Raw genomic sequence first — 25,801 nt, forward strand, 5'->3', positions numbered from 1 at the left:
CGAGAGCGGACCGTTTGACGCGACCCGCAACGCATACGTCCCGGGATCACGGCCTACCGCTTTGCGAGGCCAACGCCCGTTTCCTCATCGAAGAGGTGCATGTCGGCCGGGTTGATGTCGAGGCCGATCACCTCGCCGGCCTTGACTGCGCTGCGCCCCTGCACCGCGATGACCAGCTCCGTTGTGGTGCCAAGGGTGAGGAAGGTGGCCGAGCCGGTCGTTTCCACGGCAGACACAGGCTGCGTCAACGCCGCGTCCTGTGCTCCCGTCGGCCGGATATGCTCAGGTCGAATGCCAACGATGACCCGCTTGCCCGGCGGCAGGGAAACCGGAGCCCTGATCGACTGCGGCGGTTCGTTTTCGCCGAACTGCAGCAGAAGCGAAGCGCCATCCGGGCTGACCACGGCCGGAATGAAATTCATCGCCGGCGAGCCGATGAAACCTGCAACGAAACGATTGACGGGCCGGTCGTAGAGTTCAAGCGGCGTGCCCTGCTGTTCGATCACGCCATCGCGCATCACGACGACATGGTCGGCCATCGTCATCGCCTCGATCTGGTCATGGGTGACATAAACGGAGGTGGCGTGCAGGCGATCATGCAGGGCGCGGATTTCCTTACGCATATGGACGCGCAACGCCGCATCGAGGTTGGAAAGCGGCTCGTCGAACAAGAAGGCCTGCGGATTGCGGATGATCGCCCGGCTCATCGCCACGCGCTGGCGTTGGCCGCCGGAGAGTTCGCGCGGATAACGCTTCATCAGTTTTGAAAGTCCGGTCGTGGCGGCAACTTCCTCTGCAGCCTTGCGGGCCTCCGCCTTGGCAACGCCGCGCATGCGCAGCGAATAGGTGAGGTTTTCCTCCACCGTCATATGCGGGTAGAGCGCATAGGACTGGAACACCATCGCAACATCGCGCTTGCGTGGCGGCACACCGTTCATGAGCGTGCCGGCAATACGCATATCGCCTGCCGAAATGGTTTCCAGCCCCGCCAGCGAACGCAGAAGCGTGGACTTGCCACAGCCGGAGGGACCGACAAGCGCGACGAAGGTGCCCTTCTTGATGGAGAGATTGATGTTTTTCAGCGCATGGAAAGCACCATAATATTTGTTGACGCCGGATAGTTCGATCTGAAGGGTCATTTAAGCGCTCCTGATGTCAGGCCGGACACAATGCGGCGCTGCAAGAGAATGAAGAGGGCGAGAATGGGCGTTACATACATGGTCGCATAGGCCATGATGTTGTTCCATTCGCTGGTATTGGGGCCCATGAAGGAATTGAGGCCGACGCTGGCTGGCTGCAGTTCCGCCGCCTGGATCATCGATTTCGAATAAACGAACTCGCCGAAAGCCTGCATGAAGATGAGAATGGCGCTGACGAGGATGCCATTTCTGGCAAGCGGCAGCACGATGTTGAAAAACGCGCCGACGCGGGAGTTGCCATCCACAAGTGCGGCTTCTTCCAGCTCCTGCGGAACGGCCATGAATGTGGCGCGGACAAGCACGACGAAGAAGGGCATGCTTTTGGCGGCGATGGCGAGGACGACCGACAGGCGTGGATAATCCAGAAGTCCGAATTGCGAGAAACCGACGAAGATCGGCGTGATCATCAGCGACGCCGGCAGCACCTGCAGCATTAGGATGAGGAACAGGCCGATATCCACCCAGACATTTCGATACCGAGCCAGAACATAGGCGCAACCGACACCGAGAATGGTGATCAGCAGCACCGCACTGGAGGCGATCAGCACCGAATTCCACAGATAACGCCCCATGTTGCGGTTTTCCCACACATAGGCATAGGTCTGCCATTGCGGATCACCCGGCCAGAACGAAGGCGGGTTGGCAAACATTTCCGAGCCGCTTTTAAGCGACGTCAGATACATCCAGTAAAGCGGGAAGAGGTAGATGATGGCGAGCACAATGGCGATAACCAGCATCAGGCGGTTGCGGTTGGTGATGCTCATCCGCGCACCTCATGCCGTGTAGAGCGCACGTAAACGACGGAGGCCAGCATGACGAATACGATCATGATGACCGATATCGTTGCGCCTTTGCCGAAATCATATTGCCGGAATGAGAGGTCCCAGGCCCAATATTGCGCCACGTTGGAACTGTTATTCGGCCCGCCATCGGTAATGGCGGCAAAAAGATCGAATTGCTGCAGCGTGAAGATCAGACCGAGCGAGACGATCGCGCCGATGGTAGAACGCATCATCGGCAGGGTGATGGTGTAAAAGCGCTGCCAGGCATTGGCGCCGTCCAGCTCCGCAGCCTCATAAAGGTCGCTCGGAATGGAGGCGAGGCCGACGGAAAGCAGGATCATGTTAAAGGAGGTGCCGAGCCAGATATTGGCGATGACGACCGCCCAGAGCGAAAAATTCGCATCCGAACGCCAGAAGATATTGCCTGATATCAGGCCGCTTTCGCGCAGGAAGAAGTTTAGCACACCGAAATCGCCTGAGAGGATCCAGTTCCAGATGGCCCCCACGACAAGGCCGGGCATGACCCACGAGACGAGGAATAGGCCGCGCAACCAGGTTGCGCCGGGAAAGTTCACCCAGAAAAACAGTGCGAGGCCAAAGCCGATAGCGAACTGCCCGGCGATCGAGGCCACGACGAAGATGACGGTATTCATCAGGATCGGCAGGGTTTCTGGCTGCCGGAACAGGTCGACATAGTTCTTGAAGCCGACGAATGGGCGCACGAAGGTGCCCAGGCTGAACATGTCGACTTCCTGAAAGCTCATGACGATGTTGTAGATGAGCGGCAGCCCGGCCATGACGAACAGGAAGCCCAAAGGAAACGCGACAAGGACGATGTCGAAACCGCGACCGTCACTGACGCTGGAAAACAGTTTTTTCATGAAACATCCTCACACGCTCCAGTCGGGGCCGCCGCCGCTTCTCGCGACAGGCAGCCCCACCGGGAGGAACCCTTGGGTGGGGGCAGGATGAACCAGCCGCCCGCCCCGATAGATCAGCCTTCGATCAGCTTTATCTTTTCAGCGGCCTGATCAAGGGCCGCCTTCGGTGTCATCTGACCCGAGAGGGCACCCTGAATGGCATCCTGAATGGCCTTGGAAATCTTTGGCCATTCTGGCGAAGGGCCACGCGGCTGGGCGTATTTCAGCTGCTCGACGAAGGTCTTCAATGCTTCGTCCTTCAGCGCATTGCCGGTCGGCGGAACCGGAATATCGGAACGCGCCGGCAATTGGCCGAAATTCTTGAACATGTCCTTGTCCTTGGAGGCGAAGAATTCGATTGCCTTGAAAGCCTCTTCCGGATGCTTCGTCTTCGAGAAGATCGCCCAGTTATAGTCGCCCATGGCCGAAGAGCGTGGTGCGTCGGGCGTTGGCACAGGCAGGAGCGCCACGCCCCAATCGAACTTGGCGTCCTTGAGCATGCGGTCGATTTCCCACGGACCTGATATCGCCATGGCAGCGTTGCCGGCATTGAACGTGGCGGTGGAGTCCCACTGGCTGCGCGTCAGCGTATCAGGCGATGCCAGCTTTTCATCCAGCATCAGTTTCCACGTCTCAAGCGCCTTCACCGCGCCGTCCGTATTGATGTTCTTGTATGTCGCTCCCGCCATCTGAGCCCAGGGCAGGAACTGGAAGGTGCCTTCTTCGTTCGCCTTGGCGCTGAAGCTGATGCCGTAGACATTCTTGGCGGGGTTGGTGAGCTTGCGGGCAGCGTCCACCAGTTCGTCCCAGGTCTGCGGCGGTTTTGCCGCATCGAGACCGGCGGCCTTGAACAGATCCTTGTTGTAATAAAGCGCGATCGTATTCGTGGCTTTCGGAACCCCGTAATATTTGCCGTCCCACGTCACGGATTTCAGCGGACCCGGAAAGTAGTTCTCCGTCTTGATGACATCCGATTTGGCGATCATGTCCGTTACGTCGAGAAACGCGCCGCGTGAGGCGAACATGGCGTGGTTGGGGTTGTCGATGGCGATGATGTCGGGCGCATTCCCGGTAGAATAGGCGCGCATGGATTCGCTGACCACATCGTCGAACTGCAATTGGCGGTATTCGATTTTGATGCCGTTATTGAGCGCGTTGAATTCCTTGATAAGATTCGGTGCGGGCTGGATATCGCGATCCAGCGACCACAGCGTCAACGTCACATCTTCCGCCTGTGCTGCAATGGCGCCAGCCGATACGCCCGCGAGCAAGAAAGCGCCGGCCATAATGCATTTCGCGATACCCATAATCTCCTCCTTTGGTTATCGTCTTTGCAATCTCTGGAAACCTTCTCCCAAAAGGTTTCGGTTATGTCGGGTCGACGACGAAATCGCCGCCGCGGCATTTTTTCAGATAGTTCATGCCGTGAACCTGCCCCGTCATCTCAAGCGCATCGCGATAGACGGGGTCATGCCAGCCTTCGATGTCGATCGAGCCGGACCAGCCGGCAAGCCGCAGTTCAGAAATAATGTCCGTCCAGTTGCTGTCACCGAAGCCCGGCGTGCGCATGAAGACGAACTTCTCCTTGCCGAAAATGCCGTGTTCGCGGATGACGTCCCAGCGGATGGTCGCGTCCTTGCCGTGGACGTGGAAAATCTTGTCTGCCCATTTGCGGATCTGCGGCAGCGGGTCGATGAGATAGACCATCTGGTGGCAGGGTTCCCATTCGATGCCGATGTTGTCGTCCGGCGTTTCGTTGAACATCATCTCCCAGGCATCGGGGTTATGGGCGATGTTCCAGTCTCCGGTCTGCCAGTTACCGTCCATGGCGCAGTTTTCGAAGGCAATCTTTATGCCCTTGTCGGCGGCGCGCTTGGCAAGCTCGCTCCAGATCTCCTTGTATCGAGGCAGGCTTTCCGGCAGCGGTTTGCCCCGCAGGCGGCCGGTGAAACCCGCAACGCAGGTGGCGCCGAAATGATGGGCGTTGTCGATGCAGTCTTTCCAGCCCTGCAATGTCTCAAGGTCGATATCGGTCTCTTCCAGCGGATTGCCGAACATGCCGAGCGTACCGATGGTGATGTCGCGCTCGCCGATGGCGTCAAGGCAGCGCTTGCCGAGCTCGGCAAGGTCCTGACCGTTGGTCGTCTGCCAGAAGAACGGCTCGAAACTTTCAAAGCCGAGATCGGCGATCTGGCCGATGCGTTCGGCCGCCTGGCCTTTGCTGGCGCTGACCATGGTGCCGATGCGGATGGATGTTGCCGGATTGCTCACGTTTCAGTCCTTATGCTGCAATTAACACAGGCTGGCCGAGGCGGGCGCTTTCGATCGCGCCCATTACCATGGCAAGGCTGTTGATGTTGTCGAAGGAGGCCGTTTCCGGCATCTCACCCGTGCGAATGGAGTCGAGGAACGAGAGAATGACGCTGGCATGGCCTCGCGTATCCTTCTCGGAAACATTATCGGAAACGTTTACGGTCTTGTATCCGCGCAGAAGCCCTCGGTCTTCGCCGGCCACGGAGGCGGAGAAATTGTCTTCCCCGTCCCAGACGATCATGCCCTTGGAACCGATCAGCCGCCAGCGTGCTTCCCAGCTGGTCCGCTCGCCTTCGGCGCACCAGGAACCGCGATAGGTGAAGACGACGTCATTCGAGAACTCGAATATGGCGTTGGCGCTCGCGCCATGGGCATACCAGGAGCCAGCAGGGTTCTTCTCCACGCAAAAGACGGAGAGGGGCCTTTCATTGGCGACAAAACGGGCCGCATCAAAGGTGTGGATCGCCATGTCGAGAAGCAGGACGTTCTTCATTTCTTCACGGAAGCCGCCGAAATGGGGCCCGAGGAAGAAATCACAATGGATGGCTGTCAGATCACCGATGATGCCGTCTTCCAGTGCGCGGCGGAGCCGCCGGATACCGGCTACGAACCGCCGGTTTTGCACCACAGCATGAATTTTGCCGGCTTTTTTCGCCAGTTCCACCAGAGTCGCGGCTTCTTCCATCGAGGCGGCAAGCGGCTTTTCGCTCAGCACATGGCACCCGGCCTCAAGACCGGCTTCAACCACGGCGAAGCGCGCCTGCGGGATGACGATATCGAAAAGGATGTCGGCTTTCGTTTCAGCAAGAACCGCGCGAAGATCGGTGCCGATGACCGCATCGGTAAGAGCGAATTCTTCGGCAAGCGCGCGGGCCGTGTTCTCGTTCAGATCCACCAGACCGACGATCTTGATCGCGCCGGCAATGTCTGGCGTCGATTGAATGGCGCGCAACCAGCCTCTGGCCATGGCTCCGCACCCGCATAAAACGGCATTAAAGGTCATCTCATCTCCCCGGGCTCTTGCGCAAACTCCTATTTGCGCAGAGCGTCGTAAACGTTTACGAGACTATGACGATGATGTTAGATATGTCAATACCGTTGAGGGGCGCGTTGTTTGCGCGCCGGGCCAGGGAGGGGAGTGCATGAAAGGAATTCGCCAGCTTGCCGATTATCTGGAGATATCGATAGGCACCGTTTCCCGCGCTCTGAACGGCAAGCCGGATGTGAACGAAGAGACGCGGCGGCGTGTTCTGGAAGCGGCCGAAAAACTGGGTTATGTCGCAAACCAGTCCGGCCGCAGCCTGCGGCAGGGAACCACGAATGTCATCGGCCTGATGACCGGTAGCGACGCGCAGACGGTTGAAAACTCCGACAACTTCTTCCTGGGCGTGACGGATGGTCTGCAAAGCGTGTTTTCAGCACATAATCTCGATCTCATCGTTCTGCCTTGCCCAGGTGAAGAGGACCCGGATGAATATCTGAAGCGCATGGTCGCGCGGCGCATGGTGGATGCTATGATCATTTCCGCCACCCGGCGTACCGACAAACGCGTGGATTTCCTGAAGCAGAACCGGCTGCCTTTCGTGTCGCTCGGCCGCACGGCCTCCAGCGACAATCACGCCTGGATCGATCTCGATTTCGAGGGGGTAGCAAAATGTGCCGTCGATCGTCTTGTCGCTGCCGGGCATCGTTCGATCGCGGTTGCCGCACCGGACAGCGATATCAATCTCGGTTACGTTTTCCTCGAAGGATACAGGCGGGCGCTCGAAGACAACGGCATTGCCTATGACTCCTCTCTGGTCATCCGGGCGAAATCCAGCGAGCAAGGCGGTTATCACGCCGCCAGCGAATGGCTGCAGATGCGGCCCCGGCCAACCGCGATCGTGCTGATCTACGAGCTGATGGCTGTTGGTCTCTATCGCCGCCTTGCCGAAGCTGGTCTGAAACCGGGGCGGGATCTTGCCGTGGTCGGCTTCCGCGACGGGCCGCGCGGCCAGTTTCTGGAACCGCGCCTCACCAGTTTTCGCATGTCCCTGCACGATCTCGGTGTGACTGTAGCACAGACATTGTTATCGACCATGCCGGCTTACGCGCCCTTTTATCCCGATCAGCCCAGGCATTGCATTTGGCCGATGCTGCTCGTCCCGGGAGAGAGCGATCAGGCTCCGGGCTCTTAGAGCTGCTGCAAGCAGAAACGTCATGGGTAAGGCGGACTGTGCAATGGCTGGAGGATGAGCAGGCCCGACGGCTGACACAGACTTGCCGTGCTTTAGCATTTCCAAGCGGCCTATTTACCGCACATGAGGAACACTGCGCACTTTGAAGATGCGCGGTGTTCTGAAGTGTTGCGACGAGACAGCAAAGAGGCTGAGCCTCCATGCTGTGCTGATCAGCCGATTTTCACGTTGTCGTCGCGCTTGATGGCGATGATGGTAGAGCGTGGCAGCTTTCCCTCGCCGTCGGGGAAGGGCGCGTCGGGATGCTGGATGCCAACGAAGTGAGTGCGTTTGTCCGCCGACCAGGTCTGGCCGGTGACTTCGGAACCCTTCGGTGCAGTCAGGAAGCGCTCGATACGACCGGTTGCCGGGTCGCCTGCCAGCATCTGGTTGTTGCCCTGGCCGGCGAAATTGCCTTCGTTGGTGTCCTCGCCATCGGTCTGGATCCAGAGCAGGCCGGTGCTATCGAACATCATACCGTCAGGCGAATTGAACATGTTGCCTTCGTTGATGTTCGAGGACCCTGCATAGGCATCCTTGTGAACGGAAGGGTTGCCGGCCATGCAGAACAGGTCCCACTTGAACTTTGTGTCCGCGTGGTCGTCATTTTCGGGGTACCAGCGCACGATCTGGCCGTATTCGTTCTTTTCGCGCGGGTTGGCGGCATTGATTGCCATGGCGTCGCCGCCCGCATTGCTGCGCAGCTTGCCGTCCTTCATTTCACCGCGACGGCTGTTGTTGGTCAGCGCGCAATAGGCTTCGATGGCGACCGGGTTGATGGCAACCCATTCCGGGCGGTCCATTGTCGTCGCACCGACCTTGGAAGCGGCCTGACGGGTGAGGACGCAGATTTCGTCGATCTTCATGCCTGTCGTTTCCGGCGTCAGGGCGAGCCATTCGCCGGCCCCGTCATCGGAGAACTTGGCGACGAAGAGAGTGCCTTCGTCGAGCAGCTTAGAGGTGTCGCCGCCGGGCACGTAAATGCCGTTGGAGACGAATTTATAGAGGAATTCACCGCGTTCATCATCGCCCATGTAAACGACTACACGGCCGTCACGGGCAATCACCACGGCGGCGTTTTCATGCTTGATGCGGCCAAGCGCAGTGCGCTTGATGGGGGTGGATTTGGCGTCCGAAGGATCGATCTCGACCACGTAACCGGCGCGGCGCGGTTCGTTGGGGTTCTTGGCGACGTCGAAGCGCTTGTCGAACTTCTCATAGGCGTAGCGCGTCTCGGCGACGATGCCGTAACGCTTGTAATCGTCAGGCAATTTGAAGGCGGCGTCGGTGGTGCCGAAATAGCCATTGAAGTTTTCTTCGCAGGTGAGATAGGTGCCCCAGGGCGTGCGGCCGGCGCCGCAATTGTTGAAGGTTCCGAGACAGTCGACACCATCAGGGTCGGCGGCGGTCTTGACGAGGTCGGAGCCTGCGGCCGGGCCGGAAAGCTTCATCGGCGTATTGTGGTGGATGCGGCGATTGAAGGGGCTGTCGAGAACGATCTTCCAGCCATCCTTGTCTTCCGCCACTTCCATGACGGTGACACCCTGCATGTTCTGCAGGATCTTCACGTCGTCAGCCGTCTTCGGATTGCCCTTGTCAGTGTGCGGCAGGTTGGTTTCCGGGTTTACATATTCATGATTGACGGCAATCAGTTGATGGTTGCCGACGACAAAAAGCTCCATGCCATCGGTGTTTTCACCGAAGACCTTGTCCGAGTTTTCAACGCTGACGCCCTTGGCGGGGTCGAGATCGGGAATGTTGGAGAACAGCGGCTGGCCCCATTTCGCCAGCGGCTTCCAGTTATAGCCTTCCGGAACATGGATGGTGTGGTCGGTGGCGGCGGCAACCGGCTTGAAGGGGAAACGGCCGACGGCGGCTTCCTGCGCCTCAGAAGAGGTGCTGCTCATCAGATTGCCGAGCGTGCCCATGGCGGCTGCGGCCGAACCGAAGGCGAGTACGCCGCCGAGAAAACCGCGGCGGGAAAGTGCGGTCTCAACGACTCGGTCGAAGTCGGTTTCGGCCGGCGGAGGGTTCTGAAGTTCGTCCCACTCGTCCCAGGACAGTTTGCTTTTATCGATGTTGGTCATATCCGTGTCTCCACCGTTCAATCTGGAATCGTTCCAGATAGGTGCGTACCGGTCGATTGTTTCACTCGGATGACGGGAATGGAGCTTTTTAATATGGAGTCTACGGGCGACTAGAACGCCATTTTGCCCGCATTGCGCGAAGTCGGCCGGAACTGGAGCGGGAGTGAAGGCCTGAGGGCCGGTGTGAACCGCCACTCCTTTGGGTTGCGCGTAGAGATTATCGGAGGCGGGGAGAGGTGCCGATAACGCGGAATCACCCGACTTGGTATGAAACTGTGCCGCGCGGGCTGGCGTGCCCGGGCGGTTTCGCGTTCCAGCAAAAGATATGTTCGCGATGGATCTCAGAAAAACGCCTGAATTCCCGTCTGCGCCCGGCCGAGGATCAGCGCGTGGACGTCATGCGTTCCCTCATAGGTGTTGACCGTTTCGAGGTTCTGGGCGTGACGCATGACGTGATATTCGATCTGGATGCCGTTGCCGCCATGCATGTCGCGGGCCTGGCGGGCAATGTCCAGCGCCTTGCCGCAATTGTTGCGCTTAACGATGGAAATCATCTCCGGTGCCATCTTGTGCTCGTCCATCAGCCGGCCAACGCGCAGCGATGCCTGAAGGCCAAGCGCGATTTCCGTCTGCATGTCGGCGAGCTTTTTCTGGTAAAGCTGGGTACCGGCGAGCGGTTTGCCGAACTGCTTGCGGTCGAGGCCATATTGGCGGGCGCGGATCCAGCAATCTTCGGCAGCGCCCATCACGCCCCAGGAAATGCCGTAGCGGGCGCGGTTGAGGCAGCCGAACGGGCCCTTCAGGCCGGAGACGTTGGGCAGCAGTGCGTCTTCGCCGACTTCCACGCCATCCATGACGATCTCGCCCGTTATAGAGGCGCGCAGCGAAAGCTTGCCGCCGATCTTGGGAGCGGAAAGGCCCTTCATGCCCTTTTCCAGCACGAAGCCGCGGATCTGGTTGTCATGGGCTTCGGATTTCGCCCAGACCACGAAGACATCGGCGATCGGGGCGTTGGAAATCCACATCTTCGACCCGCGCAGGCGATAACCGCCCTCGATCTTCTCGGCGCGGGTCTTCATGCCGCCGGGATCGGAGCCGGCATCCGGCTCGGTGAGGCCGAAACAGCCGATCAGTTCGCCGGAAACGAGGCCTGGCAGGTATTTCCTCTTCTGTTCGTCCGAGCCGTAAGCGAAGATCGGGTGAATGACGAGCGAGGACTGAACGCTCATCATTGAGCGGTAACCGCTGTCGATCCGCTCCACCTCGCGGGCGACGAGACCATAGGCCACATAGCTTGCATTGGCCGCGCCATATTCCTCCGGCAGGGTAACGCCAAGCAGGCCGGTGCGGCCCATCAGGCGAAAGAGTTCCGGTTCCGTGGTTTCGGAAAGATAGGCCTCGGACACACGCGGCATAAGTTCCGATTTGCCGAAGGCTGCGGCGGCGTCGCGGATCATCCGCTCATCATCGGTCAGTTGGTCTTCCAGCAGAAAAGGGTCCTGCCAATTGAATGCTGCGCGTTCGCTCACGTGATGCCTCCGGATTTGCTGGCCGGATTATTCTTATCCGACCCCCTGCACACAAGCCATGTTTACTCATTTTTGCATTACCTATAGTAATAGCTCATGACATCACTCAGCCGTAAACTCCTGCCATCCACCAGCGCGCTCGCCGCTTTCGATTCCGTGGCGCGGCTGGGCAGTTTCTCCGCCGCCGCCGATGAGCTGGCGCTGACGCAGGGGGCGATCAGCCGGCAGGTTATGTCACTCGAAGAACAGCTTGGTGTGCGCCTGTTCGAGCGCGGTGCCCGAGGCGTCGCGCTGACCGCCGAAGGACGGGTCTACGCAAAATCGATCGCGGCGGCGCTTGGCGAGATACGCTCCGCTTCGCTTCAGATCATGACCAAAACGCATGGCAATACCCTGAACCTCGCGATGCTGCCCACCTTCGGCACCCGCTGGCTCTTGCCGCGCATCCCGGACTTCGTGGCGAACCATCCGGAAATCACCATCAATTTCGCCACTCGCATCGGCCAGTTCGACTTTGAGCGCGAGCAGCTGGACATGGCAATCCATATCGGTCAGGCCGACTGGCCGGGGGCGGAGAGTACCTTTCTCATGCATGAAATGGTCGCCCCGGTGTGCAGCCCGCAATTCCTCAGCGCCCACCCGGTGGAAAGCGGCGACGATATCGCCGCCCTGCCGTTGCTGCACATGGCCTCGCGACCGGGGGCATGGGGGCACTGGTTCGAAAGCCTCGGCCTGTCACTCGCCCTGCCGCAGGGCATGCGGTTTGAGCAGTTCTCAAGCGTCGCGCAGGCCTGCATCGCCGGGCTTGGCGTGGCGCTCATGCCGCTGTTCCTGATCGACAACGAGCTGAAATCCAAGCAGCTGGTCAAAGCCTTCGACCATCAGGCAAAAAGTCCCAGTTCCTATTATGCGGTGGCGCCGCTTTCGCGCGCCAATCACGTTCCGGTCGTTCTGTTTCGGGATTGGCTGGTGCGCCAGGTAGAGGCTTATCGCGCCGCCAGCACACCGACCCTGTAAAAATAATCGCTCTTTTTTCGGGCATTTAACCGGTGTGCCCAGCTTTTCGCCTTATTTTGACGGGGCAGGACTCGACAGCGGGGCACGCCTCGCTTATTCTGATTAAACGTTTAATCTACTCTCCGGACCATTCATGGCATCGTCACGGCCTGCCACCAATCTGAGCGCGATAGCAGCGGCACTCGGCGTGTCGGTGGCATCCGTTTCCAATGCGCTTTCCGGCAAGGGCCGTGTTTCACCGGAGCTGGTGGAGCGTATACGCAGGACGGCAAGCGAACTGGGTTACGTGCCGAGTTCGGCGGGCAGGGCGCTACGCACCGGCAAATCGGGCGTCTTGGGACTGGTACTGCCCGATATCGCCAACCCTCTTTTCCCCCAGATCGCCCAGGCCATCGAAAAGGCGGCGGTCAATGCCGGTTACGGCGTGCTGATTGCCGATGCGCGCGGCGAAATCGCCATGCAGACGGATGCCATCAACCGTCTGATTGAGCGCGGGGTGGATGGCATGGTCATCGTTCCCCGCCGCGGCACGCGTATCGCCAACGTCGATTGTCCGGTTGCGGTCATCGACAGCCCATCAACGCCCGGAAACACCGTCGCCGCCGACCATTGGGATGGCGGGCGGCAGGTGGGCGATTATCTGGCAAGCCTTGGGCACCGCAAGGTGGTGCTTGTCGGCAAGAACCGCGAATCCAACGTGCAGAACGACCGTCTCGGCGGCATTCGTGATGGTCTCGGCAAGACCTGTGTGACCCGGACGCTCTGGATCGACAGCCTCGAAGAGGTTGATGGTGCCGGCTGCCGGCTGGGACTTGCCGATCTGGTTGCGGAAGGCTTCACCGCCTTTGCCGCCATCTCCGACCTGCATGCGTTGCGGGCGCTAACCGAATTGCAGCGCGAGGGTATCGAGGTGCCGGAGAAGGCAAGCGTCACCGGATTTGACGATCTCATCTTTTCCGCCGTCGTCACCCCGCCGCTCACGACCATGCGCATGGATATGGGCCGCATCGCCGATCTGGCGGTTGGAGCCTTGCTGCGCGCCATCGACAGCGCGGGCGAAAACGGCATCGCGGGCGAAGTGACCGCTGATATTTCGAAAGTACCGATGGCGCTGATCATGCGGGGCTCCACCGGCAAGACAAAGCATGATGCGATTGAAGCCAAAAAAACGACAGCAGGAGAACTCACACCATGAAAAAGTTCATTTTTGCATCGGGCACCGCCCTGATGCTGACGACGGGAGCGGCGCAGGCGCAGGACAAGACTCTGACGATTTCCGTCTATGCCTTCGCGCAGGATGAATTCAAGGAACTGGTCTATACGCCGTTCGAAAAGCAATGCGGCTGCAAGCTGGTCGTCGAGACCGGCAACAGCGTCGAGCGTCTGGCCAAGATGGAAGCCAACAAGGCCAATCCGGTTGTCGATCTCGCTATCGTTTCTATGGCCGATGCATTGTCGGCCACCCGCAAGGACCTGATCCAGAAGATCGATGCTTCCAAGGTTCCGAATATTGGAAAGCTCTATGACATCGCCAAGGATCCGAATGGCGACGGCATGAGCGTCGGCGTCAATTTCTACGCTACCTCAATCGTTTACCGCACCGACAAGATGAAGATCGACAGCTGGGCCGATCTCCTGAAGGACGGCATCGTCGATCACGTCGCCTTCCCGAACGTTACCACCAATCAGGGCCCGCCGGCGCTTTACATGCTGGGCAAGGCCATCGGCAAGGATACGCCTGATCTTGCCGGCGCAATCGAAGCCGTGGGTGAGAAGAAGGACGATATCGTCACCTTCTACGTCAAGTCCTCGCAGCTGGTGCAGCTCATGCAGCAGGAAGAAATCTGGGCAGCGCCGATTGGCCGCTTCTCCTGGGCGCCGTTCACCAAGCTCGATCTGCCGCTTGCCTGGGCGACGCCCAAGGAAGGCCAGACCGGCGGCATGAACGTGCTCGTCGTAGCGAAGGGTACGAAAAACGAAGATCTCGCGCTGCAGTTCATGGATTTCTGGCTTTCGACCGACGTTCAGAAGGCTCTCGCCGAAAAGCTGGTGGACAGCCCGACCAACAGGGAAGTCAAGGTTTCCGACGAGGTGGCAAACAACATCACCTATGGCGACGAGACCGCGAAGAGCCTGCAGCTCATTCCTTCCGACGTGACGCTCGATAACCGCGACAAGTGGCTGTCGGAGTGGAACGCCAAGGTCGGCCAGTAAGTCGTTTTACCGTTTGGAATGGGGCATCGTCCGGAAGGGCAGCTCCATTCCCGGAAAAGCGGTTCGGTCGTCCCCTGACCGCTTTTCCGCCTCTTTTGATCATAGGCCGGTCCGTCCGGCTGCCGTAACAACCGGCTTCATGGCCGTTCAGGAAGTAACCCATGTTTCAAAACCGGGCCGAAGCGCTGGCGCTTGCCTTGCCCGCTGCAATTTTCGCGGCGGCGGTCTTTCTTGTGCCGGTCTTCATGCTTCTGTCGGAGGGCTTTCGCACCGCTGACGGCTGGACGTTATCGGCCTATGCCGCTTTCTTTTCCGATCCGCTGAACCAGACGGTTTTCCTGCGTACGCTGAAGCTCGGCGCGCTCGTCACTGTCGTTTCGGCGGTGGTGGGCTATGCGGCGGCTTTCGCCATCGTTAACCTGTCGCCGGGCACGAAGGGCCATGTCGTCAATCTCGTCGTGCTGCCGCTGATGATCTCGCCGGTTGCCCGCACCTATGCCTGGATCGTCATTCTTGGAAGGACCGGCATCGTTAACCAGGCGCTGCAGGCGGTGGGCCTGAGTGACGGGCCGATCCGCATCCTGTTTTCCGAAACGGCCGTCTTCATCGGCCTTCTGCAACTCTTCCTGCCATTGATGATCATCTCGCTCATCAGCGCCTTGGAAAACATGCCGAAGGATACGATCGCGGCCGCCCGCGTGCTCGGCGCAAACTGGTTTCAGGTGTTCTGGAAGGTCATTTTGCCGCTCACCAAGGAAGGATTGGTTGTTGGCGGTACGCTGGTCTTTACCGGTTCGCTGACTGCCTATATCACGCCTGCCATTCTCGGTGGTTCGAAGGTGTTGATGCTGGAAACCCTGCTTTACCAGCAGGTCACGGTTTCCAACAATTTCGTCGCCGCCAGCGTCATCGCCTTCATCCTGATCGTCATGAGCTTTGCCGCCAATATCCTCTTGAAGCGCATCGCCACCGCGAGGAACAAGAAATGACCCGGCAGCTCTTCATTCCGCTCACGCTTCTTCTTGTCGTCGGCTTCCTGATCGGGCCGTTCCTCATCATCGTCGCGGCCTCTTTTTCGGCCGGCGATACGCTCGCCTTTCCGCCGCAGGGCTTTTCGCTGAAATGGATCGCAAAGGTCTTCACGGTGGAAAGTTTTCGCGAGAGCTTCGCAATGTCGATGTTCCTTGCCATCGGCGGCACGTTTACGGCGCTCATCCTCGGCATTCCGGCTTCCTACGCCATGTCGCGCTACAAGCTCCCCTTCGCAGAAACCGTGCGCACCATCGTTTCCGCGCCGATCATCGTGCCCGGCATCATCGTGGGTCTCGCGCTGCTACGCTATTTCGTCGTGCCCTTCGGCATCGGCATCACGCTTGCTTTGTTTCTCGCCCACACCGCGCTCATCCTGCCCTATGCGGTGCGCGTGGTGTCAGCCAGCCTCAACAATCTGCGCTCCGATATCGAGGAGGCGGCGGTGCTGCTCGGCTCGTCGCGGCTTGGCGCATTTTTCCGCGTGGTGCTGCCGAATATCCGCGGTGGTATCCTTTCGGCGTTCATTCTCGGTTTCGTGACGAGTTTCAATCAGGTGCCGGTGTCGCTGTTCCTGTCCGGTCCCGGTGTGCGCACGCTGCCCATCGATATGCTGGGCTACATGGAAATCGTCTTCGATCCTTCCGTGGCTGCCCTTTCATCGCTGCTCGCCTTCCTTTCCATCGGCATCGTCTTCATGGCCGAACGTTTCCTGGGGTTCTCCCGTTATGTCTGACGCAAACTATCTTTCGCTCCAAAAAATCTCGCTCGCCTATGGCGGCAATGTCGCCGTCAAGGATCTCAATCTCGATATCCGCAAGGGCGAATTGCTCGCGCTTCTCGGACCTTCAGGCTGCGGCAAGACCACGACGATGCGTGCCATTGCCGGGCTGATGCCTGTGGCGAGTGGGCGCATCGATCTCGATGGCGCGGATATTACCCGCGTCGCGGCCAACAAACGCGCCGTCGGGCTGGTGTTCCAGTCCTACGCGCTCTTCCCGCATCTGACTGTCTATGAAAACGTCGCCTTCGGCCTCAAACTCAAGGGCATGAGCGGCAAGGCGCTGGAGGAAAAGGTCGCCTCTGGCCTGAAATCCGTAGGACTTTCCAATTTCGCCTCCCGCAAGCCGGCGGAACTGTCAGGCGGCCAGCAGCAGCGCGTGGCGCTGGCGCGCTCCATGGTCATGGAGCCGAAAGTGTTGCTTCTCGATGAGCCGCTCTCCAATCTCGATGCCCGCCTGCGCCTTGAAATGCGGACCGAACTGCAGCGCGTGCAGAAGGAGACGGGTGTGACGATGATTTTCGTCACCCATGACCAGATCGAGGCGCTCGCGCTTGCCGACCGCATTGTCGTCATGAAGGGCGGCAAGATTGAGCAGATCGGCACGCCCGAAGAGATTTATAACGCGCCGGTTTCCTCTTTCGTGGCTGACTTTGTCGGCTTTGAAAACATCTTCGCGCTGGAAGGCGGCGCTTTGAAAACCGCCACAGGCACAACACAGCTTCCCGGACCAGTCCGTTCAGCATCTGGACTGGCTTGGCGGCCGCGCATGGTTACCCTCGGTTCAGGTCCTTTCCAGGGAACCGTGCGCGGTACATCCTTTGCCGGAAACAGCCGCGAATATCTGCTCGATACGCCGCTTGGCTCCATCAAGGCGGAAACCGATGCGGCGCTTGGCGCTCACGCCATTGGTGATACGCTTGCTTTCGACCTGCCGGTCGAGAAAGCGGCGGCCCTAAAGGTGTTCAACTGACCATGGGTGTGTGGATCGATACCGATATGGGCTTCGACGATATCGCCGCCATCATGGTGGTGCAGTCGGCAGGCCTTGCCATTGACGGAATCTCGCTGGTCTTCGGCAATGCGACGCTGGAGGCGGTCTGCCGCAACGCCGCCGGTGCCGCAGCAAGCTTCGGCTGGTCCATGCCAATCCATCAGGGCCGCGCCATGCCTGTGCTCGGCGCGCTCGAAACCGCGCAGTCGATCCTCGGGGATAGCGGCATTCCGACCGTCGGCCAAAGCCTGCCGGATGCGCCGGCTCTGCCGAAAAGCGATGCCTTTGCCGCACTTTGCAATTGGCTGGAAGAAGAGGGCGAAAAGCGCATTCTCGCGCTCGGCCCGCTCACCAATATCGCCGCCCTGTGTCTCGCGCGACCCGATCTTGCTGCCAGAATTTCCGACCTGACCTGGATGGGTGGCGGGCTCACCAGCGGTAACCACACGGCATCGGCCGAATTCAACGCCTTTGCCGATCCCGAGGCGCTGGCGATCGTGCTTTCCCACGGCCTGCCGCTGCGCATGGTCGATCTCGATGCCTGCCGCAAGGTCACGGCCTCGCCCGCCGATGTGCTGCCGATCCGCGCTGCCGGCGGCAGGAATGCCGGGCTGATTGCCGATCTGTTGGAAGGTTTCATCGGCATTGCCACCAGCCGCGGCAGAGATGCCATGGCGCTTTACGATCCCGTCGCCGCAGTCGGCTTCACCTCCGATCATCTTGGCTGGCAGCAGGCGCGCATCGATGTCGAGCTCCATGCCTCGCTGACGCGGGGAAGGACCGTGGTCGAGGCACGTGCGGAGAAGGTGACAGGCTTTAACGCCCAGTTTGCCGTGACCGTTGATGCTGTAGCCGCGAAGGTGGCCATACTGGAGGCACTGCGCCGGGAGGCCGCCCGATGAGCGCGAAAGTCCGCCTGGCGGAACCCGCCGATCTCAACAATGAGGCCCTGCGCACCCGTGCGGTTGCCGCCGCGCGTGGCGATCAGCCTTTTGACATTCTCATCACCGGCGGAACATTACTGGACGTGGTAACGGGCGAGCTTCGCCCCGCCGATATCGGCATTGTCGGTGCGTTGATCGCCAGCGTGCACGAACCGGTAAGCCGCAGGGATGCCGCGCAGTTGATCGACGCGGGCGGGGGCTACGTGTCGCCGGGGCTGATCGACACGCATATGCATGTCGAAAGCTCGATGATCACGCCGGCAGCCTATGCGGCAGCGGTTGTCGCCCGCGGCGTCACCACCATCGTCTGGGACCCGCATGAATTCGGCAATGTGCATGGTGTCGATGGCGTACGCTGGGCGGCGAAATCAATCGAAAACCTGCCACTGCGCGCCATTCTGCTCGCCCCTTCCTGTGTGCCGTCGGCACCGGGGCTGGAGCGTGGCGGTGCGGATTTCGACGCCGCTACTCTCGCCGATCTCCTCTCGTGGCCGGAAATCGGCGGCGTCGCGGAAATCATGAACATGCGCGGCGTCATCGAACGCGATCCGCGCATGAGCGGCATCGTGCAGGCCGGACTTGCCTCTGGGAAACTGGTCTGCGGCCATGCACGCGGTCTTGGTGGCGCCGACCTCAATGCCTTCATGGCGGCGGGCGTCTCTTCCGATCATGAACTGGTCTCGGGCGAAGACCTCATGGCGAAGCTCAGGGCAGGGCTGACGATCGAGCTGCGCGGCTCGCACGATCACCTGCTGCCGGAATTTGTGGAGGCACTGAATAAGCTCGGCCACCTGCCACAGACGGTGACACTCTGCACCGACGATGTCTTCCCCGACGACCTGCTCAAGGGCGGCGGGCTGGATGATGTGGTGCGCCGTCTTGTACGTTATGGCCTGAAGCCCGAATGGGCGCTGCGCGCCGCAACACTGAATGCCGCCCAAAGGCTCGGCCGCTCCGATCTAGGCCTCATCGCCGCCGGTCGCCGCGCCGATATCGTCGTTTTTGAGGATTTGAGCGGTTTCGCGGCGCGCCACGTCCTGGCCGGGGGAAAGGCTGTTGCGGAATACGGGCGCATGATCGTAGACGCTCACGTCTGTGATACAACGGCGCTCGAAGGCTCGATGAAGCTGCCGTCGCGCTCGGCAGACGACTTCCGAGTTAAATCCGGAGGCGAAAAGGTCCGCCTCGCCACCATCGACCGCCCGCGCTTCACGCAATGGGGGAAGGTGGAGGCCGACGTGAAGGACGGTTTCGTCGTTCCGCCCGAGGGGGCGACGATGATTTCCGTCACCCACCGCCACGGCAAGGCCGAGCCCGTCACGAAAACCGGTTTCCTCACGGGCTGGGGACGCTGGAAGGGCGCCTTCGCCACCACCGTCTCGCATGACAGCCACAACCTCACCGTTTTCGGTGGCAATGCAGACGACATGGCGCTGGCGGCCAATGCAGTGATCGAGACCGGCGGCGGCATGGCCGTCGCCTCCAAAGGCAAGGTCACTGCAGTTCTCCCGTTGCCGCTCTCCGGCCTCGTTTCCGATGCGCCCCTCGAAGAGGTGGCGCGGGGCTTTCAGGAGGTACGCGACGCTGTCGGCCAAGTGGTGGAATGGCAGCCACCCTATCTCGTCTTCAAAGCCTGCTTCGGCGCCACGCTCGCCTGCAATATCGGCCCCCACCAGACGGATATGGGCATCGCCGATGTTCTAACGGGCAAGGTGATGGAAACCCCGGTGATCGAGGTTTTGGGATAAGGACGTCAGGACCGGCTGCCGCGGTGTCCCTGTCGTGGCAGCCGGAGCATATCAGTTCACATTGTGAAGCTGCGTTTCGCCATTGTTGAGAAAGCAGGCTTTGGTGAAGAGGCCCAAATCCAGAAGGTTGGGGAGGCGGATATCGCGCATATCTGGAAGCCGTTTGACTTCAGGATCAAACGAGCGGTCAACCTGCGAGATGAATGCGAAAATGACGCCGGTCTTTTGTGCAAATTCCCCAAGGGCGGTTACCTGTTGCGACAGGTCCGGCTTGTGCCGCTGCTGGTCGAGTATTTGCAGGTAATCGATGACGGCGAAGGTGCCGGGTGTGGCCGGTGACAAATGGCGGATGATGTAATCCGCGCATATCTCGTCCGATGTCATGATCTCGGTTTCTCTCTGACCGGCCGCGTGTTTTTCGATACGCTTCCTTGCCTGTTTCTCCGTCATTTCGAGCGTGAAAAGAACAGACTGCCTCCCGTCGTCGGCTGCCGCGCGCAAAAGGTCAAACCCAAGCGCTGTCTTACCCTGGCCTGGCCGGCCGGCAAGCAGAAGCATGTCGCCATCCACGATGCGCGAGAACAGGTCTTCGGACAGGGAGCCCGCCGCAATGTGAGCGGAAAGGAGGCTCCACCGTGCAAATCCTTCCTCACGCGCAATCTGGTCCAGCGCTTCATGCAGGGGAATGGCATTGTTTCGGACCATAAGTTTGGCCCGTCGTTTCAACTGAAAAATCGGAGTAGAAAGTTTCACCACAAGACCTCTATTGCGGGTCTGAAACGCAATCCCTCCTTATGCGAATGCCCGAACAGATGGTTCAATGATGAGATTGCCCCGCATGTCGAATGCTTCCCCGAAAGGAGGGGGGAGGCTTGGGTCGAGCCTGTGCGCGGAATTTACCGCGCCGGATGATTCGCCACAAGCGTCCGGGATGTTGCCGTTCGAAAAACGGCGGGCAGCAAGATGGGTCTATTCCCCCGCCAGTTCCTGCTCCACCAATGTCGCCCAAAATGCCACGCCGGGCACGATGGCCGCATCGTTGAAGTCGTAGGAGGTGTTGTGGTGCAGCGCGCCGTCCACCGCCGGGCCGTTGCCGAGCCAGACATAGCAGCCGGGAGCTTGCCCCGCGAAAAAGGCGAAATCGTCGCCGGCGGTCGAGGGCGAGAAGGTGGTGCGGGCCTTGTTGCCGAAGACGGTTTTGGCGGCGCGCAGAGCCCGCTTCGTCGCGTCCGCCTCGTTGATGACGGGAGGAATGCGGCGGATGAATTCATAACTTGCTTCGATGCCGAACATCGCCGCGGTGCCCCTGGCGAGCCGGCCGATTTCCGCTTCCAGCTGGTTGCGCACATCAGCCGCATAGGCGCGCGCCGTGCCGCCGATTTCGACGAGATCGGGAATGACGTTGAGCGCCTTCGGATCGCCCGCCTGCACCGAACAGGCGCTGACGACGGCCGGTTGCAGCGGATCGATGACGCGGCCGACGATGTTTTGCAGCGAGGCGAGGAACGTGCCCGCCGCCGTTACCGGATCGCGGCCGAGATGCGGTTTGGCGCCGTGGGTGCCGATGCCCTTGAAGGTGACGCGCCAACTATCGGAAGAGGCGAGCTGCGGGCCTTCCACCACGGCCATTTCGTCAACGCCCAGCCCCGGCATGTTGTGCAGGCCATAGACAGCATCGCAGGGAAAAAGGTCGAACAGCCCATCCTCGACCATTTTTTTCGCGCCGCCCCGGCCTTCTTCGGCTGGCTGGAAAATGAAATGCACGGTGCCGGAAAAATCACGGGTCTTGGCGAGGTAACGTGCCGCACCAAGCAGCATGGCGGTGTGGCCATCATGGCCGCAGGCATGCATCTTGCCGGGAAATTTCGATTTATAGGGCCGCTCGGGCATCTCCGGCATGGCAAGCGCATCCATGTCGGCCCGCAGGCCGATGCTGCGCGTGCCGTTGCCCACCTGCAACGTGCCGACGACGCCGGTGCCGCCGAGACCGCGATGCACCTTCAGCCCGGCGCGCTCGAGAAGATCGGCGACGATGGCGCTCGTTCTCTCCTCTTCGAAACCCAATTCCGGATGGGCGTGCAGATCATGACGAAGCTCCGTCAGAAATGGCATGTCCTCGCCGATCCGGTCCAGCAGTCTCATGGGAAGCTTGTCCTTGAATAGCGGAAAAACCCGCGTCATAGGTGGGTTTGTCCAAATGCCTGTTGCTATTTTCTCTTCTAAAGTAAAAAGCCAATGAAATGAACCCGCAGCGTCTCTGTGGTTGTTAAAATGACAAATGTGCCGAACTGGATTGGCATGGCGGAAACAATGTCCGCCGTGCTGCGCCATCCCGATCCTGAAAGGAGAACCGATGCCGTCATCCGCATCGCCCGCCGCCCAGTCTCCCGCCGCGCCGCACGAGTTCTGGCAGGATATTCATCCACCCGGCACCTTTGCAACGGCAGGTCTGCATTCCGGCTTCTTTGCGGCGGAACTGGATGACAAGAGACAGATCTGCCTGCCCATTCGGCCGCTTGCGGATGGTGAGCATGCGCTCGCCTCGCTCATCGTCAATCAGGCCTCGTTTGAGGTGCTGGAGGCGCTGGCCGCCGATCTTGCCGCCAGGCTTGAGCCCTTCAGCCCGGATGTGGTGGTCGGCCTGCCGACGCTGGGCTTGACGCTCGCCGCCGCTGTTGCCCGCCATCTCGGTCACTCCCGTTATGTGCCGCTCGGTACTTCGCGCAAGTTCTGGTATCTGGATGAGCTGTCGGTGCCGATGTCCTCCATCACCACAAGGCAGGAAAAGCGGCTTTATATCGATCCGCGGATGCTGCCTTTGATCGAGGGCCGGCGAGTGGCGCTGGTGGATGATGTCATCTCCAGCGGTAGTTCCATCATATCGGGTCTTTCGCTTCTGGCGGCCTCCGGCATTCGGCCCGCCGTCATCGGCGCGGCCATGCTGCAATCGGATCGCTGGCGGGAAAAAATCGCCGCCTTCGGGCCGGAGTGGCCGGAACGGGTGAGGGGTGTTTTCGCGACGCCGCTGCTGACAAAAGCGGAAGGCGGCTGGCGCGCTTGACGAAGCGCAGGTTCCGGTAAAAGGCAAGTGGTGATAATTTCACCGGTGCCTAATTTCCGTCTTGCGAAGCTCCGGGGGATCGTCCTAAGATCATCTTCGACAGACAATAGCGGTCGGCGAAAATTGCGCCGGTTTGCTTTCGCGCGGTCTCATCCCGGCGTCTGCCCGCTCCCTTTGTTCTTGCCGATTACTGGAATTTCTTCCCATGCATGCAGTGTTTGACGGTCATAATGATGTGCTGCTTCGATTGTGGCGCAACAGCAAGGCCGGTGCCGATCCCGTGGCCGAATTCAAGAACGGCACGCGCGAAGGCCATATTGATGCGCCCCGTGCGCGGGCAGGGGGCCTGGCCGGGGGCATCTGCGCAATCTATATCCCGTCCGGCGATCTGATCCTGCAGGAACCCGACGCGCAAGGGCACTACGACACGCCGCTCGCTGCGCCGCTGGAGCGCCTGCCTTCCCTTGATATTGCCATGGAAAAGGCGGCGATTGCGCTGCGGCTCGATCAGGCTAACGCGTGGCGACTCTGCCGTTCCACGGCCGACATCCGCAAGGCCTTTGCAGAGGATATCTTCGCCGCTGTGCTGCATATGGAAGGCTGCGAGGCGATCGGCGCCGATCTCGACGCGCTGGAAGTGTTTTATGCCGCCGGCCTGCGCTCGCTCGGCCCGGTGTGGAGCCGGCACAATATTTTCGGCCATGGCGTTCCTTTTTCCTATCCCATGTCGCCCGACACCGCGCCCGGTCTTACCGATGCCGGTTTTGCGTTGGTGAAGGAATGCAATCGCCTCGGCATTCTCATCGACCTCGCGCATATTACCGAAAAAGGCTTCTGGGATGTGGCAAAGACCACTAACAAGCCGCTGGTCGCCAGCCATTCCAATGCGCATGCGCTCACTCCGGTCGCCCGTAATCTCACCGACAAGCAGATGGATGCCATCAAGGAAAGCGGCGGTCTCGTCGGCCTGAACTATGCCGTGACTATGCTGCGAGACGATGCGCGAGACATTGCCGATACGCCATTGTCCGATATGGTGCGCCATGTCGACTACATGGTGGAGCGCATGGGCATCGACTGCGTGGCGCTCGGATCGGATTTCGATGGCGCGACCGTACCGGTTGGAATTACCGATGCCAGCGGCAACCACAATCTGGTTGCGGCGCTGAAATCGGCAGGCTACGGTGATGGAGAACTTGCAAAAATATGCCGGGAAAACTGGCTGCGCGTTTTGTCTGAGGCCTGGCACGAAGCGGCCTGATAAACAGTTTAAGCGAACCAAATCAATCTCATAACAAAAGGGGAGATCCTATGATCAAATCGCTCAACAAATCCATGCGGATCCTCAGCACCAGCGCTGCCCTGTCGCTGATGATGTTGTCTGCACCGCATGCTTTTGCCGCCACGCCGGCCGATACGCTGGTGGAAGGTTTCGCCATCGACGACATCATCACGCTCGATCCGGGTGAGGCTTTCGAACTGTCTGCTGCCGAAGTTACCGGCAACACCTATAGCAAGCTCGTGTCCATCGATCTCAACGACACTTCAAAGGTTGTCGGCGACCTCGCCGAAAGCTGGACGACCTCTGAGGATGGCTTGACCTATACATTCAAGTTGAAGTCCGGTTTGAAGTTCGCTTCCGGCAATCCGGTCACCGCTGACGATGTAGCCTTCTCGTTTGAACGTGCCGTCAAGCTCGACAAGTCGCCGGCCTTCCTGCTGACTCAGTTCGGCCTCAAGGGCGACAACGTCAACGAAAAGGCGAAGGCAACAGACGCGAACACCTTCGTACTGACAGTCGACAAGCCCTATGCGCCGAGCTTTGTGCTGAACGTGCTCACTGCGACCGTCGCTTCGGTGGTCGATAAGAAGCTGGTCATGGAGAAGGCGAAATCGGTTACCCCGAGCGCCGATTACAAATATGATACCGATTTCGGCAACGAGTTCCTGAAGACCGGTTATGCCGGTTCCGGCCCCTACAAAATCCTTGGCTGGAAGGCCAACGAAGCCGTCATTCTGGAGGCCAACCCCAACTATTACGGTGAGAAGCCGAAGCTGAAGCGCGTCGTCTATCGCCACATGAAGGAAAGCTCGGGCCAGCGCCTGGCGCTTGAGAACGGCGATATCGATGTTGCCCGTAACCTCGAACCGGGTGACATGGAAGCCGTTTCCAAGAAGGAAGGCCTTGCCGTCACCTCTGCGCCCAAGGGCACCGTCTATTACTTCAGCCTCAACCAGAAGAACGAGAACCTGAAGAAGCCCGAAGTCGTCGAAGCCTTCAAATATCTCGTCGATTATGACGCGATCGGCGCAACGATCATCAAGGGCATCGGCGAAATTCACCAGACCTTCCTGCCGAAGGGCCAGCTTGGCGCGCTTGATGAGAACCCCTACAAGCTCGACGTCGCCAAGGCGAAGGAGCTTCTGGCCAAGGCCGGCCTGAAGGACGGCTTCACGGTGACAATGGACGTTCGCAACACCCAGCCGGTGACGGGCATTGCCGAAAGCGTGCAGCAGACGCTGGCACAGGCCGGCATCAAGCTCGAAATCATCCCCGGCGACGGCAAGCAGACGCTGACGAAGTACCGTGCCCGCACGCACGATATCTACATCGGCCAGTGGGGTTCGGACTATTTCGACCCGAACTCGAATGCGGAAACCTTCACCATCAACTACGACAATTCGGATGAAGGCAAGAACAAGACGCTCGCCTGGCGCAATGCCTGGGATGTTCCTGATCTGACCAAGGAAACGCAGTCGGCTCTGCTGGAAAAGGATAGCGCCAAGCGCGCCGCCATCTATGAAAACCTGCAGAAGGAAGTCCTGGCGAAGGGTCCTTTCGTTATCATCTTCCAACAGACGGAAGTTGCCGGTTACTCGAACAAGCTGAAGGGCCTGAAGCTCGGTCCGAGCTTCGACACCAACTACGTCTACACGATCTCCAAGGAATGATCCGGAAGGGTCGGT

General features: G+C 59.8%; 22 protein-coding genes. 12 read left to right on the forward strand and 10 right to left on the reverse strand.

Annotation, left to right across the window (positions count from 1 at the left end; genetic code table 11):
• Window positions 1–53: 53 nt before the first annotated feature.
• From AT6N2_RS21970 to AT6N2_RS21995, 6 genes are all read right to left on the reverse strand, one after another.
• Window positions 54–1,139 carry an ABC transporter ATP-binding protein gene (locus tag AT6N2_RS21970; protein ID WP_209091392.1) on the reverse strand — a complete coding sequence of 362 codons (1,086 nt, stop codon included), beginning with the start codon at window positions 1,137–1,139 and terminating at the stop codon, window positions 54–56.
• Window positions 1,136–1,963: a carbohydrate ABC transporter permease gene (locus AT6N2_RS21975; RefSeq protein ID WP_209091394.1), complete on the reverse strand. Its 828-nt coding sequence runs from the start codon at window positions 1,961–1,963 to the stop codon at window positions 1,136–1,138. The genes AT6N2_RS21970 and AT6N2_RS21975 overlap by 4 nt, the downstream gene beginning before the upstream one ends.
• Entirely contained in the window at window positions 1,960–2,862 is a 903-nt protein-coding gene (locus tag AT6N2_RS21980) for a carbohydrate ABC transporter permease (protein WP_209091396.1), read from the reverse strand. The genes AT6N2_RS21975 and AT6N2_RS21980 overlap by 4 nt, the downstream gene beginning before the upstream one ends.
• 113 nt (window positions 2,863–2,975) lie before the next feature.
• Window positions 2,976–4,208, reverse strand: coding sequence for an ABC transporter substrate-binding protein (locus AT6N2_RS21985; protein ID WP_063946939.1), 1,233 nt, complete (start codon window positions 4,206–4,208; stop codon window positions 2,976–2,978).
• A 61-nt stretch (window positions 4,209–4,269) separates the two neighbouring features.
• Window positions 4,270–5,172 (reverse strand): sugar phosphate isomerase/epimerase family protein, encoded by a 903-nt coding sequence (locus tag AT6N2_RS21990; RefSeq protein ID WP_209091398.1) that lies wholly within the window; start codon window positions 5,170–5,172, stop codon window positions 4,270–4,272.
• Between the two features lie 10 nt (window positions 5,173–5,182).
• On the reverse strand, window positions 5,183–6,217 hold the full coding sequence (locus tag AT6N2_RS21995) for a Gfo/Idh/MocA family protein (protein ID WP_209091400.1): 1,035 nt from the start codon (window positions 6,215–6,217) through the stop codon (window positions 5,183–5,185).
• A 139-nt stretch (window positions 6,218–6,356) separates the two neighbouring features.
• Between AT6N2_RS21995 and AT6N2_RS22000 the strand changes: the two genes are divergently transcribed.
• Window positions 6,357–7,391, forward strand: a complete 1,035-nt coding sequence (locus AT6N2_RS22000; RefSeq protein WP_209091402.1) for a LacI family DNA-binding transcriptional regulator — start codon at window positions 6,357–6,359, stop codon at window positions 7,389–7,391.
• A gap of 212 nt (window positions 7,392–7,603) precedes the next feature.
• Here the strand turns inward: AT6N2_RS22000 and AT6N2_RS22005 are convergent, their stop codons facing one another.
• Both AT6N2_RS22005 and AT6N2_RS22010 read right to left on the reverse strand, forming a co-directional pair.
• Complete coding sequence (locus AT6N2_RS22005; RefSeq protein ID WP_209091404.1) at window positions 7,604–9,517, reverse strand: PhoX family protein; 1,914 nt, start codon at window positions 9,515–9,517, stop codon at window positions 7,604–7,606.
• A 341-nt stretch (window positions 9,518–9,858) separates the two neighbouring features.
• Window positions 9,859–11,046: an acyl-CoA dehydrogenase gene (locus tag AT6N2_RS22010; protein WP_209091406.1), complete on the reverse strand. Its 1,188-nt coding sequence runs from the start codon at window positions 11,044–11,046 to the stop codon at window positions 9,859–9,861.
• A 96-nt stretch (window positions 11,047–11,142) separates the two neighbouring features.
• On the opposite strand from AT6N2_RS22010, the gene AT6N2_RS22015 reads away from it, so the two are divergent.
• From AT6N2_RS22015 to AT6N2_RS22050, 8 genes are all read left to right on the forward strand, one after another.
• The gene (locus AT6N2_RS22015; RefSeq protein ID WP_209091408.1) at window positions 11,143–12,063 is read left to right on the forward strand and encodes a LysR family transcriptional regulator; all 921 of its coding nucleotides are present in this window, start codon (window positions 11,143–11,145) and stop codon (window positions 12,061–12,063) included.
• A gap of 133 nt (window positions 12,064–12,196) precedes the next feature.
• Window positions 12,197–13,258 carry a LacI family DNA-binding transcriptional regulator gene (locus tag AT6N2_RS22020; RefSeq protein WP_209091410.1) on the forward strand — a complete coding sequence of 354 codons (1,062 nt, stop codon included), beginning with the start codon at window positions 12,197–12,199 and terminating at the stop codon, window positions 13,256–13,258.
• Window positions 13,255–14,277: an ABC transporter substrate-binding protein gene (locus AT6N2_RS22025; protein WP_209091411.1), complete on the forward strand. Its 1,023-nt coding sequence runs from the start codon at window positions 13,255–13,257 to the stop codon at window positions 14,275–14,277. Before AT6N2_RS22020 ends, AT6N2_RS22025 begins: the two co-directional genes overlap by 4 nt.
• 161 nt (window positions 14,278–14,438) lie before the next feature.
• Entirely contained in the window at window positions 14,439–15,266 is an 828-nt protein-coding gene (locus AT6N2_RS22030) for an ABC transporter permease (protein ID WP_209091413.1), read from the forward strand.
• The gene (locus AT6N2_RS22035) at window positions 15,263–16,042 is read left to right on the forward strand and encodes an ABC transporter permease (RefSeq protein ID WP_006315562.1); all 780 of its coding nucleotides are present in this window, start codon (window positions 15,263–15,265) and stop codon (window positions 16,040–16,042) included. Before AT6N2_RS22030 ends, AT6N2_RS22035 begins: the two co-directional genes overlap by 4 nt.
• Window positions 16,035–17,060, forward strand: a complete 1,026-nt coding sequence (locus AT6N2_RS22040) for an ABC transporter ATP-binding protein (RefSeq protein WP_209091415.1) — start codon at window positions 16,035–16,037, stop codon at window positions 17,058–17,060. The genes AT6N2_RS22035 and AT6N2_RS22040 overlap by 8 nt, the downstream gene beginning before the upstream one ends.
• 2 nt (window positions 17,061–17,062) lie before the next feature.
• Window positions 17,063–17,983 carry a nucleoside hydrolase gene (locus AT6N2_RS22045; RefSeq protein WP_209091417.1) on the forward strand — a complete coding sequence of 307 codons (921 nt, stop codon included), beginning with the start codon at window positions 17,063–17,065 and terminating at the stop codon, window positions 17,981–17,983.
• The gene (locus AT6N2_RS22050; RefSeq protein ID WP_063946951.1) at window positions 17,980–19,773 is read left to right on the forward strand and encodes an adenine deaminase; all 1,794 of its coding nucleotides are present in this window, start codon (window positions 17,980–17,982) and stop codon (window positions 19,771–19,773) included. Before AT6N2_RS22045 ends, AT6N2_RS22050 begins: the two co-directional genes overlap by 4 nt.
• A gap of 51 nt (window positions 19,774–19,824) precedes the next feature.
• Here AT6N2_RS22050 and AT6N2_RS22055 read toward each other — a convergent pair whose 3' ends face one another.
• Together AT6N2_RS22055 and AT6N2_RS22060 are read right to left on the reverse strand one after the other, a co-directional pair.
• Complete coding sequence (locus AT6N2_RS22055; protein WP_063946952.1) at window positions 19,825–20,526, reverse strand: DNA helicase; 702 nt, start codon at window positions 20,524–20,526, stop codon at window positions 19,825–19,827.
• A gap of 216 nt (window positions 20,527–20,742) precedes the next feature.
• Window positions 20,743–21,915 (reverse strand): M20 aminoacylase family protein, encoded by a 1,173-nt coding sequence (locus AT6N2_RS22060; protein ID WP_209091418.1) that lies wholly within the window; start codon window positions 21,913–21,915, stop codon window positions 20,743–20,745.
• A gap of 211 nt (window positions 21,916–22,126) precedes the next feature.
• On the opposite strand from AT6N2_RS22060, the gene AT6N2_RS22065 reads away from it, so the two are divergent.
• The 3 genes from AT6N2_RS22065 (at window position 22,127) to AT6N2_RS22075 (ending at window position 25,786) form a co-directional block, all read left to right on the forward strand.
• Window positions 22,127–22,834: a phosphoribosyltransferase gene (locus AT6N2_RS22065; protein WP_209091420.1), complete on the forward strand. Its 708-nt coding sequence runs from the start codon at window positions 22,127–22,129 to the stop codon at window positions 22,832–22,834.
• A 205-nt stretch (window positions 22,835–23,039) separates the two neighbouring features.
• Window positions 23,040–24,095, forward strand: a complete 1,056-nt coding sequence (locus tag AT6N2_RS22070) for a dipeptidase (RefSeq protein ID WP_209091422.1) — start codon at window positions 23,040–23,042, stop codon at window positions 24,093–24,095.
• A gap of 50 nt (window positions 24,096–24,145) precedes the next feature.
• Window positions 24,146–25,786 (forward strand): ABC transporter substrate-binding protein, encoded by a 1,641-nt coding sequence (locus AT6N2_RS22075; protein ID WP_209091424.1) that lies wholly within the window; start codon window positions 24,146–24,148, stop codon window positions 25,784–25,786.
• Window positions 25,787–25,801 lie beyond the last annotated feature (15 nt).

The sequence above is a fragment of the Agrobacterium tumefaciens genome, assembly GCF_017726655.1.
Lineage (GTDB): Bacteria > Pseudomonadota > Alphaproteobacteria > Rhizobiales > Rhizobiaceae > Agrobacterium > Agrobacterium tumefaciens_B.

Coding starts and splice junctions, on each gene's coding strand:
- AT6N2_RS21970 (WP_209091392.1), bottom strand. CDS start 1,139: ATGACCCTTCAGATCGAACTATCCGGCGTCAACAAATATTATGGTGCT.
- AT6N2_RS21975 (WP_209091394.1), bottom strand. CDS start 1,963: ATGAGCATCACCAACCGCAACCGCCTGATGCTGGTTATCGCCATTGTG.
- AT6N2_RS21980 (WP_209091396.1), bottom strand. CDS start 2,862: ATGAAAAAACTGTTTTCCAGCGTCAGTGACGGTCGCGGTTTCGACATC.
- AT6N2_RS21985 (WP_063946939.1), bottom strand. CDS start 4,208: ATGGGTATCGCGAAATGCATTATGGCCGGCGCTTTCTTGCTCGCGGGC.
- AT6N2_RS21995 (WP_209091400.1), bottom strand. CDS start 6,217: ATGACCTTTAATGCCGTTTTATGCGGGTGCGGAGCCATGGCCAGAGGC.
- AT6N2_RS22000 (WP_209091402.1), top strand. CDS start 6,357: ATGAAAGGAATTCGCCAGCTTGCCGATTATCTGGAGATATCGATAGGC.
- AT6N2_RS22005 (WP_209091404.1), bottom strand. CDS start 9,517: ATGACCAACATCGATAAAAGCAAACTGTCCTGGGACGAGTGGGACGAA.
- AT6N2_RS22015 (WP_209091408.1), top strand. CDS start 11,143: ATGACATCACTCAGCCGTAAACTCCTGCCATCCACCAGCGCGCTCGCC.
- AT6N2_RS22020 (WP_209091410.1), top strand. CDS start 12,197: ATGGCATCGTCACGGCCTGCCACCAATCTGAGCGCGATAGCAGCGGCA.
- AT6N2_RS22025 (WP_209091411.1), top strand. CDS start 13,255: ATGAAAAAGTTCATTTTTGCATCGGGCACCGCCCTGATGCTGACGACG.
- AT6N2_RS22030 (WP_209091413.1), top strand. CDS start 14,439: ATGTTTCAAAACCGGGCCGAAGCGCTGGCGCTTGCCTTGCCCGCTGCA.
- AT6N2_RS22035 (WP_006315562.1), top strand. CDS start 15,263: ATGACCCGGCAGCTCTTCATTCCGCTCACGCTTCTTCTTGTCGTCGGC.
- AT6N2_RS22040 (WP_209091415.1), top strand. CDS start 16,035: ATGTCTGACGCAAACTATCTTTCGCTCCAAAAAATCTCGCTCGCCTAT.
- AT6N2_RS22045 (WP_209091417.1), top strand. CDS start 17,063: ATGGGTGTGTGGATCGATACCGATATGGGCTTCGACGATATCGCCGCC.
- AT6N2_RS22050 (WP_063946951.1), top strand. CDS start 17,980: ATGAGCGCGAAAGTCCGCCTGGCGGAACCCGCCGATCTCAACAATGAG.
- AT6N2_RS22060 (WP_209091418.1), bottom strand. CDS start 21,915: ATGAGACTGCTGGACCGGATCGGCGAGGACATGCCATTTCTGACGGAG.
- AT6N2_RS22065 (WP_209091420.1), top strand. CDS start 22,127: ATGCCGTCATCCGCATCGCCCGCCGCCCAGTCTCCCGCCGCGCCGCAC.
- AT6N2_RS22070 (WP_209091422.1), top strand. CDS start 23,040: ATGCATGCAGTGTTTGACGGTCATAATGATGTGCTGCTTCGATTGTGG.
- AT6N2_RS22075 (WP_209091424.1), top strand. CDS start 24,146: ATGATCAAATCGCTCAACAAATCCATGCGGATCCTCAGCACCAGCGCT.